Genomic DNA, 12132 nt, shown 5'->3' on the forward strand with positions numbered 1-12132 from the left:
GCCATTTTATTTTGTGTAGTTATATAGAAAATGAAATGAAAAACCAATAAGTGATGTTATTTAATTATTTATGGAAGTTACATTTTATTTCAAATAGGAACTACCTATTTTTATAAAAAGTGCTAAAATAGAAAAATGAAAACAATTGGTTAGGGTGATTTCATTGACGAAAATTAAATTAGGTTTATTATATGGTGGAAAATCAGCTGAGCATCAAGTTTCGCTACAGACGGCTCTTGCTGCTATTAAAGCGTTAAATCAAGATAAATTCGAGATTCATCCAATTTATATTACAGAACAAGGTCAATGGGTACGCGGTGAGCGTATTGAAGGCGAAGTAACAGATGTTGAAGCTTTAAAAATGAGCGGTGCAGAAAATGCGATTTCTCCGTTATCATTAAGTACAGAAATTATCCCATCTGCAGCTTCTGAGGAGAACGCTATTGACGTTATTTTCCCATTACTACATGGACCAAACGGTGAAGATGGAACGGTTCAAGGACTATTAGAATTAATGAATATCCCTTATGTAGGAAATGGTGTTCTAGCATCATCTGCTGGTATGGATAAAGTTGTTATGAAAAACATCTTTGCAGAGGCTGGTTTAAAACAAGCAAAATATGCATCCTTCATTCGTAGTGCATGGGAAAAAAATCGTGAGGAAGCTTATTCTAAAGTAGAAGATAAGTTAGGATATCCTTGCTTCGTAAAACCAGCGAACCTTGGTTCAAGTGTTGGTATTAATAAGTGTAAAAATCGTGAAGAACTTGAGGATGCATTTGTAGAGGCATTCCAATTTGATCGCAAAATTATTGTAGAAGAAAATATTGTAGGTCGTGAAGTAGAAGTTGGGGTACTAGGTAATGATGAGCCGAAATGTTCAGTTGTAGGTGAAATCGTTCCGAAAAAGGACTTCTATGATTATAAGTCGAAATATATCGATGGTGATACGGCGCTAATTATTCCAGCTGAAATGACAGAAGAAGAATCTAATGTAATTAAGCGTGATGCGATTATTGCATTCCAATCATTAGACGGTGCAGGTTTAACGCGAGCTGATTTCTTCTTAACGAAAGATGGAGAAGTGTATATTAACGAAGTAAACACAATGCCAGGATTTACACCGTTCAGTATGTTCCCTCTATTATGGCAACATACTGGGTTACCATATCCAGAATTAATCGAAGAGCTAATTCGTTTAGCGATTGAACGTCACGAAGAAAAACAAAAAATTAAATATACAATCTAACAAAAAAGGAGGAAGCACTATTCATAGGAATAGTGCTTCCTCTATGTAAGGAGCGTTTATATATGATAAAGCGAATGTTAAAGCAAGTGGAACAGATGGTAAATGGTACTGAATTAGCAGAGCAATATGAGGGAATTACTATTCAAGGCGTGTCTATTGATACGAGAAAAATTGAAAAAGGAAACTTGTATGTTCCGATTCAAGGGGAGCGCTTCGATGGACATGCTTTTGTAGATAAAGCTGTTGAAAATGGAGCTGTGGCTACATTATGGATGAAAGATGTAGCGAATCCACCTGAGAATCTCCCGGTTATTTTTGTAGAAGACACGCTATCGGCATTGCAAATGTTAGCGAAAAACTATCGCGATCAATTGGATGTTAAAGTTGTAGGTGTAACGGGTAGTAACGGTAAAACATCTACGAAAGATATTGTAACAAGTCTTCTTGCGACTAAATTCAAAGTGCAAAAAACAGAAGGGAACTTCAATAACCATATCGGATTACCTCTTACCATTTTAAACTTAGAAGAAAATACAGAAGTAGCAGTATTAGAGATGGGTATGTCAAGCCGAGGCGAAATTGAATTCTTATCTAAGTTAGCTCGTCCTAATGCAGCTATCATTACAAATATTGGTGAGGCACATTTAATGGATTTAGGATCTCGTGAGGCAATTGCTGAAGCGAAATTAGAAATTGTTACAGGATTACAAGAAGGTGGCGTGTTCGTATATAACGGAGATGAGCCTTTATTAACGAATCGTGTTCCTGGAATGAATTTAGCAGCAGAAACGGTTACGTTTGGTGATGCAAGAGCAAACGATTATTATCCAACGACTGTAACATTACAAGCAACTGGGACACATTTCAAAATGAATAGAGATGAAAATATTTCATTCTACTTACCGGTGTTAGGAAAACATAATGTGTATAATACACTTGCTTCAATGGCAATTGCGAAACATTTTGGTGTAACGTGGGAAGAGATGAAAGAAGGTTTAGTAACACTTCAAATGACGGGCATGCGTATGGAAATTGTGAAAACAAATAGTGGTTTAACAATTATCAACGATGCTTATAATGCAAGCCCGACGGCTATGGAAGCAGCATTCCATTTAATGAATGGTTTAGATGGTTTTGCTAAAAAAATCGTTGTGCTCGGTGATATGTTAGAACTTGGAGATCAAGAAGTACAGTTCCATTATGAGGTAGGAAAATTAATCGATCCAGCAAAAATCTCACATGTATTCACATACGGTAGATTAGGGGCTCAAATTGCTGAAGGAGCAAAAATTAATTTCCCTAATGAACGTGTAAAGGCGTATGATAATAAAGAAGAGTTAGTAAAAGATTTACAAGCAGTAGTCGATGTGAAAGATGTTGTATTAATAAAAGCATCTCGCGGTATGAAATTAGAAGAAGTAATTACGATGTTGAAATAATTGGTGTATATAAATAGGGATGATAGTTACGAAAATAGAAGAAACTTATAATAAGCGCTTACAGTAAATATAAAAAAATAAAAGTGAAGAAAAAAACTCTGAATATGAAAATAAGGTAACAGTTGGGTTTGCTTTTTACACATACAAAACTTATAATTGATAAAGTGTAATAACGTTTAGAAGTATTTTCGTGAAGAATATACGCCCGTTTATATACGTGAGCATTCAGGAAAAGGGCTTTTCCGCAAATTCGGAAAACGCCTTTTTTTAAATGATAAGTATAGGATAGAAAAGGAGAAGTAACATTGACAACATTTCGAGAATTAGGATTAAGTGATTCTTTACTGCAATCTGTTGAAAGTATGGGCTTTGAAGAGGCTACACCAATTCAAGCTGAAACAATTCCACATGCATTGCAAGGTAAAGATATTATTGGGCAAGCGCAAACAGGTACAGGGAAAACAGCAGCATTCGGATTACCACTATTAGATAAAGTGGATACACATAAAGAATCGGTTCAAGGTATTGTTATCGCGCCAACGCGTGAATTAGCAATTCAAGTTGGAGAAGAATTATACAAAATTGGTAAGCATAAACGCGTTCGTATTTTACCGATTTATGGTGGTCAAGATATTAACCGCCAAATTCGTGCTCTAAAAAAACACCCACACATTATTGTTGGTACGCCGGGTCGTATTTTAGATCATATTAACCGTAAAACACTTCGTCTGCAAAACGTAGAGACAGTTGTTCTCGACGAAGCGGATGAAATGTTAAACATGGGCTTCATTGAAGACATTGAAGCAATTTTAACAGATGTGCCAGAAACACATCAAACATTACTATTCTCAGCGACAATGCCGGATCCAATCCGCCGTATTGCTGAGCGTTTCATGACTGAGCCTCAACACATTAAAGTAAAAGCAAAAGAAGTAACAATGCCAAACATTCAGCAGTTCTATTTAGAAGTGCAAGAAAAGAAAAAGTTTGACGTGTTAACACGCTTATTAGATATTCAATCTCCAGAGCTTGCAATCGTATTTGGTCGTACAAAGCGTCGTGTTGATGAATTATCAGAAGCATTAAACTTACGTGGTTATGCTGCAGAAGGTATTCACGGTGATTTAACTCAGGCGAAACGTATGTCTGTATTACGTAAATTTAAAGAAGGTTCTATTGAAGTTCTTGTTGCAACAGACGTTGCTGCGCGTGGTCTTGATATTTCAGGCGTAACGCACGTATATAACTTCGATATTCCACAAGATCCAGAATCATACGTTCACCGTATCGGTCGTACTGGTCGTGCAGGTAAAAAAGGTATTGCAATGCTATTTGTAACACCACGTGAATCAGGACAATTAAAAAATATCGAGCGTACAACAAAACGTAAAATGGACCGTATGGATGCACCGACACTTGACGAGGCATTAGAAGGTCAACAACGTTTAATCGCTGAAAAGCTTCAAAGCACAATTGAAAATGAAAACTTAGCATACTACAAGCGTATTGCAGAAGAAATGTTAGAAGAAAATGACTCTGTAACAGTAGTAGCTGCTGCTTTAAAAATGATGACTAAAGAGCCGGATACAACTCCGATCGCTTTAACATCAGAACCACCTGTTGTTTCAAGAGGCGGCGGTTCTAAAAAACGCGGCGGTAACGGAGGCGGATACCGTGATGGTAACCGTAATCGTAGTCGTGATGGACGCGGCGGTGGCGATGGACGTAATCGTGACCGTAACCGTGATGGACGTAATCGTGACGGAAACCGTGATCGCAATCGTGATGGTAACCGCGATCGTAATCGTGATGGTGGTAGTCGTGGTCGTAGAGGTGAAGGTCAAGGTCGCCCTGGTTCTTCAAATGGACGCGGCGAAAGAAAACATCATAGCCGTCCACAAGCTTAATAAAAAAAAGAGAATGCCCTTTGCGGGCATTCTCTTTTTTTATTTCTATAATTGTGCATACTACATAATAGTTATGATAGAAAAGGGGCTGTTATATGCTTGTAAGGCTTGGTTACGTTGCGATGAGTGTGCATTTGAAGAATGCATCTCCATCTCAAACGATGACGTATGCACAGTTTCAGAAATTAGATGATCGTGATGCTGCAATTCGTAAGCTTGAAAGAATTGCTAATTCCAATTTAGAAAATTGTTTACGTTTATTAAAGCATAATAAAGGGCATGACATATCTTTCTTTCGGCTCAGTTCAAAGCTCATTCCTTTAGCGAATCATGAGGAATTGCTAGAGTGGAACTATATTCGTCCGTTAAAAGAAAATTTAAAAAAACTAGGTGAATATGCAGTTCATATGAATATGAGAATTGATTTCCATCCAGATCATTTTGTTGTACTAAATTCACCTGAAGAGAGTGTTTTTAAACAATCTGTAAAAACATTGCAGATGCACAAAAAATTATTAAAAGGCATGGGGATTGAACATAAGCAACGATGTGTACTGCATGTTGGAGGAGGATATAAAGATAAAGAACTTGCATTAGAGCGCTTTATAGAGAATTGGTCGAATGTCCCAAGGGGTATTCAAGAAATGATTATATTAGAAAATGATGATACAACCTTTACGTTAGAGGAAACATTATATTTAGGAGAAAAATTAGATATTCCCGTCGTATTTGACTTGCATCACCATATGATGAATAATGAGCAAGAAGATTGGTATGAAGATTGGGCACGTGTTGTTCATACGTGGGAAACGTCTTTGTTGCCGATTAAAATGCATATCTCTAGCCCTAGAGAGGGAAAAGATCCAAGGGCTCATGCAGATTATATTAATGTAGACGCATTTTTATCTTTTTTAAGAAGGATAAAGGGAAGTGTTCCGCAAATTGATTGTATGATTGAGGCGAAGATGAAGGATGAGTCTTTATTTCAATTAATGAGAGATTTAAGTGAACAAGTAGATGTAGAAATTATCGATGGTGCAAGCTTTTATATTAAATAAGCTTTGCACCATCGTTTTTTTTTGTTAAAAAAGGGGTTAAAATGCCACCGGTTATTAAACCTGTTAAATGACTGATCGGATTGGCAGAAGGGTTAAAGAAAGTAAATAGCAGTAATAGAAGTATCATAATTGAGAAAATGGCAATTTCTTTTGGTTTTGAAGAGCGGTATCGATTGTACAATAAAAATAACTGTGCACCTAATAGTCCGAAAATACCACCTGATGCACCTGCGTGAATATATTCAAGCGGCATAATAATATAAGAAGAAATATTTCCAGAAATTCCAGAGAGAAAAAATAGAATAAAAAAAGAAAAGTGTCCGAGTTGCTTTTCGATAGAAGAACCAAGAGCAAACAAAAAAATACTATTAGAAAGAAAATGTTGTAAGTCTACGTGTACGAGAAGAGAAGTTATGACACGCCACCATTCTCCTTTCGCGATATATTCATTAGAGGCTGCCAGTGGTAAGAGAAAAAAGTCGCCTAATATCATCATGACTAAATGAATAAGAAGTAAGGTAAGAATAGTCGGTTGTAAAGAAATATGAGTGGATCTTATTATCATACGGTTACTATCACCCCTTTTGCATCAGAAAGATTCTCTGTTATTCTTATCAATATGAAAGAAGAAAGTTAAATAGAAGAAGGGGATTTCGAAATGATTATAGGGATTGGTATCGATATTATTGAATTAAATCGTATTGAAAAAATGCTAGATGGAAAGCTTAAATTTATGGAACGTATTTTAACGGAAAATGAACGTAATGTTGCTATGGAGCTGAAAGGAAGTCGCCTTACAGAGTTTGTAGCTGGAAGGTTTGCAGCGAAAGAGGCGTATTCAAAAGCTGTAGGTACTGGTATCGGAAAAGAAGTGAGTTTTTTAGATATTGAAGTGAAAAATGATGAAAGAGGTAAGCCAATTCTGATTACAAGTACAGAGTATATTGTTCATTTATCAATTAGTCATAGTAAGGAATTTGCTGTTGCTCAAGTTGTTTTAGAAAGCTTGTCACGCTAGTCTGCATATTTTATATCTTTGTCTCATATATTTGAGGTAGCGATAAGGAAGGTACATCTTCCATTCATTTATAGGGGCAAAGGGGCTGAATTGATGAAAAGGCGTCTGTTTTTAGTTCTTGTCGGTTTGTTGACCGTTTTTGTGTTGGCGGGTTGTATGGAAAAGAAGCAAGATGATGTCGTGAGAGATTTAGAATCAAAAGTAAAAGGGATGAAAAGTTATCAAGCTGAGGCAAAATTATCTATTAAAACAGGCAATGAGCCTCAAGAGTATAACGTAGAGATTTGGCATAAGGAACCGTCTTTTTATCGTGTGAATTTAAAAAATGCAAAAAAAGATCAGAGCCAAATTATTTTGAGAAATGAAGAAGGTGTATTTGTATTAACGCCAGCACTTAATAAGAGCTTCCGTTTTCAAAGTGATTGGCCGCAAAATAGTAGCCAGGCTTATTTATATGAATCACTTGTAAGAGATATTTTGCAGGACAAGAAAAACCTTACTTTTGAGAAAACAGATAAGTATTATATTTTTAAAACAAAAACAAACTATCAACATCAAAATATGTTGCCGAGACAAGAGATTACATTGAATAAGAGCGACTTGACTCCAGTTTCAGTGAAGTTAATGGATAATGATCAAAATGTTCTTGTGAAAGTAGATTTCTCTAAAGTGAAATTCGATGCGAAATTTGATAAAGGTGCATTTGATACGAAACAAAATATGTCTAGAGCGCAGGTAGATGTTCAAACAACAGCGAAAGAAGACAAACCGTTTGCTATTTTGTATCCACTTGATACACCACAAGGTATGACTCTGCAAGATGAAAAAGAGTTGAAGACAGACAGTGGCAAGCGTGCGATACTCACATACACTGGAAATAAGAAATCCTTTACTTTAATACAAGAAAAGGCAAAAGTTGCAGAGGCATCATCAGCGGTAAGTGTAAGTGGAGAACCAGTTGATCTTGGATTTACGATTGGTGCATTAACGAAAGACTCTGTAACGTGGTCGTATAACGGAGTAGAATATATGCTCGTGTCTAAAGGTTTAGAGCCGAAGGAGCTGTTAATGGTTGCTCGTTCAGTTACAGCGAAGCAGGTGAAGTAAACTTCTTAGACGTGGTGATATATGTGCACCACGTCTTTTCTTAGTTTGAAGGTGGATTTCATAAAAGAAGCATATAAAAGAATAAGCTTCGCATATCGTGTATAAGGAAGTGTATTTATGGAAGAAGCACCATTTTACCGTGACACTTGGGTGGAAGTGGATTTAGATGCCATTTATAACAACGTTACACATATTAAAGAGTTCATCCCAAGTAATGTAGAGATTTTTGCTGTAGTTAAAGCAAACGCATATGGGCACGATTATGTACCGGTGGCTAAAACGGCATTAGAAGCAGGTGCAACAAGGTTAGCTGTTGCTTTTTTAGATGAAGCTTTAGTGCTTCGGAGGGCTGGTATTACTGAGCCGATTTTAGTGTTAGGTCCCTCGCCGCCGCGTGATGTAAATGTAGCTGCTGAAAATGATGTAGCGCTAACTGTTTTTCAAAAAGAATGGGTGGACGAAGCAATTAAACTTTGGGATGGTTCATCTGTAATGAAATTCCATATTAACTTTGATAGTGGTATGGGGAGAATTGGAATACGTGAAAGAAAAGAGCTAAAAGAATTTTTAAAGAGTTTAGAGGGTGCACCGTTTTTAGAGTTAGAAGGAGTATACACGCATTTTGCAACGGCAGATGAGGTTGAGACTTCGTATTTTGATAAGCAATATAACACGTTCTTAGAGCAGTTAAGTTGGTTGAAAGAATTCGGAGTGGATCCTAAGTTTGTTCATACAGCTAATAGTGCTGCGACGTTACGTTTTCAAGGGATTACATTTAATGCAGTGCGAATTGGGATTGCAATGTATGGATTATCTCCTTCTGTAGAAATACGTCCTTTTTTACCATTTGAATTAGAACCGGCGCTATCACTTCATACGAAAGTCGCTCATATTAAACAGGTAATTAAAGGTGATGGAATTAGTTATAACGTCACCTACCGAACGAAAACTGAAGAATGGATTGCGACTGTAGCGATTGGCTATGCAGATGGGTGGCTTAGGAGGTTACAAGGATTTGAAGTGCTTATAAATGGTAAAAGGGTACCGATTGTAGGGCGAGTAACAATGGATCAGTTCATGATTCATCTTCCTTGTGAAGTGCCACTTGGTACGAAAGTTACGCTTATTGGAAGGCAAGGAGATGAGTATATTAGCGCTACAGAGGTTGCGGAATACTCAGGGACTATTAATTATGAAATTATTGCAACGATCAGTTTCCGTGTGCCAAGAATATTTATACGGAATGGTAAGGTTGTAGAGATAATTAATTACTTGAACAATATATAGAAGGTAGTATGATTGCTTCTTGTCATTGGAGTGACTGTTCATTGCTGGATAATAAGCTCTTTTTGATGAGAAGCTTTTTACTTATAATCATTTTTTATATAAGTTGCACGTAAGTTTTGAAGAGGAGTTCTATTGTTTTTAGTTAGTTATGAGATAAAAAATTTAAGAAGATGAATGTTTTGTTTGTGAATTGGAAAACATAAGCAAGGAATAAGGAAGTCTTTGCAACAGGCTCCATACAATGGTATTATTACAATAGGTGTCATATATATATTTGGGTGTGTAGTTGACGGTGGAGGTGTATTTTTGTGTCCGAATCAAGTGTAACTACTGAAATCGTGGTTCGGTTGCCAAAGCAAATGGTAACGGAATTGGACGGAATTGGAAAACAAGAGAATAAGAATCGCCATGAACTAATTTGCCAGGCAACACAATTGTTATTGCGTCAACATAAGACGAAGAAACGCTACCAACATGAATCAATGCGACGTGGGTACATTGAAATGGGAAAAATTAATCTTGGTATTGCATCTGAAGCTTTCTTAGCAGAGTATGAAGCAGCTCATACAGTAGAACGCTTAGTTAGCGGGGGGTAATATTTTGATTGTAAAACGCGGCGACGTGTATTTTGCAGACCTTTCCCCAGTTGTTGGTTCTGAGCAAGGAGGCGTTCGTCCGGTTCTTGTCATTCAAAATGACATCGGAAATCGTTTTAGTCCAACGGTGATTGTAGCGGCTATTACTGCACAGATTCAAAAAGCGAAATTACCCACTCATGTGGAAATTGATGCGAAAAAGTACGGTTTTGAGAGAGATTCTGTTATTTTACTTGAGCAGATTCGAACAATCGATAAGCAGCGCTTAACGGACAAAATCACTCACTTAGATGAAGTGATGATGATTCGTGTAGATGAAGCGCTACAAATTAGTTTAGGACTAATAGATTTTTAAATCGGCAGTTTAAGTTGCTCTCTTTGAAGGGCAACTTTTTTTATTATAGAGGAGGTTACGGTTGTATATGGAAATGGTAGATAATCGACAAGCGTTAATGAAAATGTTAGTGAAAGAATTAGGCTTTACCGAAAAGCAAGTTCGTCATGTTATTCAATTAACAGAAGAAGGTAACACAGTTCCATTTATTGCTCGTTACCGAAAAGAATGGACAGGCTCTTTAGATGAGGTGCAAATTCGTACGATTTTAGAGAGATGGCAATATATGATGCAACTTGAAGATAGGAAGGAAGAAGTTCTTCGTCTTATTGATGAGAAGGGGAAACTGACAGAAGAGCTACGACAGCAAATTGTTAAAGCTACAAAGTTGCAAGAAGTAGAAGATCTATATCGTCCATATAAAGAGAAAAGAAGAACGAAAGCGACAGTTGCTAAAGAAAAAGGATTAGAACCATTAGCTGAATGGTTATTGTTATATAAGAAAGAAGATCCGGTTAAAAAGGCAGTGGAATTTATTAATGTAGAGAAAGAAGTGCAATCTGCAGAAGAAGCTTTACAAGGTGCACAAGACATTATTGCAGAAATGGTTTCAGATGAAGCTGCGTATCGTAGTTGGATTCGAAATGTTACTTTTAGAAAAGGTGTTATGTCTTCTTCCGTGAAAGATGAAGAAAAAGATGAAAAGAATATATATGAAATGTATTACAGTTATGAAGAACCATTGCAAAAAGTAGTACCACATCGTGTATTAGCAATGAATCGTGGCGAGAAAGAAGATATATTGAGAGTTGCTGTTGTTCCGCCAGTAGATGAGATAGTAACCTTCTTAAATAAGAAAGTAATTCGTGATAACGATTCGAAAAGTGCACATTATGTACAATTAGCGATTGAAGATGGTTATAAACGATTAATTCAATCTTCAATCGAAAGAGAGATTCGTAAAGAATTAACAGAAACAGCTGAAGAACAAGCAATACATATTTTCTCTGAGAACTTACGTAACTTATTATTACAACCTCCGATGAAAGGGAAAGTCGTGCTAGCGGTAGATCCGGCATATAGAACTGGTTGTAAATTGTCTGTAGTAGATGATACGGGGAAAGTACTACATATCGATGTTATTTATCCGCATCCACCTGTTCGTAAATATGATGATGCAAAAACGAAAGTTCTTTCTATTATAGATAAATATCAAGTTGAAATGATTGCAATTGGTAATGGGACAGCATCTAGAGAAACAGAAGAGTTTATAGTAGATGTATTACAAAGTGTGAACCGAGATGTCTTTTATATTATTGTAAATGAAGCGGGTGCTAGTGTATATTCAGCTTCTGATTTAGCCCGTGAGGAATTCCCAAATTTACAAGTTGAAGAGAGAAGTGCCGTTTCTATTGGGAGACGTCTTCAAGATCCACTTGCTGAACTTGTGAAAATTGATCCTAAATCAGTTGGGGTTGGACAATACCAACATGATGTATCTCAAAAGAGACTGAATGAGTCATTAACATTTGTAGTAGAAACAGCTGTTAACCAAGTTGGGGTTAATGTAAATACGGCTTCGGTTGCATTGTTACAATATGTTTCAGGTTTATCGAAAACTGTTGCGAAAAATATTGTAGCAAAGAGAGAAGAAGATGGGAAATTCACGAAGCGCACGGAATTAAAGAAAATCCCACGTTTAGGTGCAAAGACTTATGAACAATGTATAGGTTTCTTACGTATACTAGAAGGAGCGAATCCATTAGATCGAACAGGTATTCATCCAGAGCAATATAAAAATGTTGAATTGTTATTGAAGAGTCTAGGGTTATCGATAGATGACGTAGGACAACCGCAATTACAAAAGAGATTGGAAGAAGTAGAGATTTCTAAGTTATCTCAAGAAACAGGAGTTGGGGAGCCGACGTTAGTTGATATTATAGATGCGCTTATTAGTCCTGAACGAGATATGAGGGATGAGTTGCCTAAACCACTTTTGAAAAAAGGGATTTTGAAATTAGAAGATTTAAAACGTGGTATGGAACTAGAAGGAACAGTTCGTAACGTTGTTGATTTTGGTGCTTTTGTTGATGTTGGTGTAAAGCAAGATGGTTTAGTACATATTTCTAAACTTAGC

General features: G+C 36.6%; 11 protein-coding genes (1 of these 11 cut by a window edge). 10 read left to right on the top strand and 1 reads right to left on the bottom strand.

The annotated features are described in order from the left end of the window. The first annotated feature begins 163 nt into the window (after positions 1–163). From ACTL4X_RS01335 to uvsE, 4 genes are all read left to right on the top strand, one after another. Positions 164–1249: a D-alanine--D-alanine ligase gene (locus tag ACTL4X_RS01335; RefSeq protein ID WP_000161427.1), complete on the top strand. Its 1086-nt coding sequence runs from the start codon at positions 164–166 to the stop codon at positions 1247–1249. A gap of 62 nt (positions 1250–1311) precedes the next feature. Next, positions 1312–2688 carry a UDP-N-acetylmuramoyl-tripeptide--D-alanyl-D-alanine ligase gene (gene murF, locus ACTL4X_RS01340; RefSeq protein WP_000595957.1) on the top strand — a complete coding sequence of 459 codons (1377 nt, stop codon included), beginning with the start codon at positions 1312–1314 and terminating at the stop codon, positions 2686–2688. Positions 2689–2993: 305 nt separating this feature from the next. Next, complete coding sequence (locus ACTL4X_RS01345; protein WP_000206592.1) at positions 2994–4595, top strand: DEAD/DEAH box helicase; 1602 nt, start codon at positions 2994–2996, stop codon at positions 4593–4595. A 95-nt stretch (positions 4596–4690) separates the two neighbouring features. After that, complete coding sequence (gene uvsE / locus ACTL4X_RS01350; RefSeq protein WP_000961166.1) at positions 4691–5653, top strand: UV DNA damage repair endonuclease UvsE; 963 nt, start codon at positions 4691–4693, stop codon at positions 5651–5653. Here the strand turns inward: uvsE and ACTL4X_RS01355 are convergent. Then, positions 5646–6218 carry a rhomboid family intramembrane serine protease gene (locus ACTL4X_RS01355; RefSeq protein ID WP_000586917.1) on the bottom strand — a complete coding sequence of 191 codons (573 nt, stop codon included), beginning with the start codon at positions 6216–6218 and terminating at the stop codon, positions 5646–5648. The genes uvsE and ACTL4X_RS01355 overlap by 8 nt on opposite strands. 93 nt (positions 6219–6311) lie before the next feature. On the opposite strand from ACTL4X_RS01355, the gene acpS reads away from it, so the two are divergent. The 6 genes from acpS to ACTL4X_RS01385 all read left to right on the top strand — a co-directional run. Beyond that, positions 6312–6671: a holo-ACP synthase gene (gene acpS, locus ACTL4X_RS01360; RefSeq protein WP_000583416.1), complete on the top strand. Its 360-nt coding sequence runs from the start codon at positions 6312–6314 to the stop codon at positions 6669–6671. Between the two features lie 156 nt (positions 6672–6827). Next, positions 6828–7778 (top strand): LolA family protein, encoded by a 951-nt coding sequence (locus tag ACTL4X_RS01365; RefSeq protein ID WP_071740808.1) that lies wholly within the window; start codon positions 6828–6830, stop codon positions 7776–7778. Positions 7779–7895: 117 nt separating this feature from the next. After that, complete coding sequence (gene alr, locus ACTL4X_RS01370; RefSeq protein WP_000390615.1) at positions 7896–9065, top strand: alanine racemase; 1170 nt, start codon at positions 7896–7898, stop codon at positions 9063–9065. 308 nt (positions 9066–9373) lie between these two features. Then, a complete protein-coding gene (locus ACTL4X_RS01375; protein ID WP_000004570.1) occupies positions 9374–9661 on the top strand; it encodes an antitoxin EndoAI in 288 nt (95 codons plus the stop codon). Positions 9662–9665: 4 nt separating this feature from the next. Then, positions 9666–10016: a type II toxin-antitoxin system endoribonuclease NdoA gene (ndoA, locus tag ACTL4X_RS01380; protein WP_000635963.1), complete on the top strand. Its 351-nt coding sequence runs from the start codon at positions 9666–9668 to the stop codon at positions 10014–10016. Positions 10017–10083: 67 nt separating this feature from the next. Further along, positions 10084–12132: the 5' portion of a Tex family protein gene (locus ACTL4X_RS01385; RefSeq protein ID WP_140161664.1), read on the top strand. Its footprint extends 120 nt past the window's final position; 2049 of the gene's 2169 nt are visible here — the first part of the coding sequence; the start codon lies at positions 10084–10086; its stop codon lies off the right edge, out of view.

This window comes from Bacillus sp. RE35, from assembly GCF_052146655.1.
GTDB lineage: Bacteria > Bacillota > Bacilli > Bacillales > Bacillaceae_G > Bacillus_A > Bacillus_A cereus.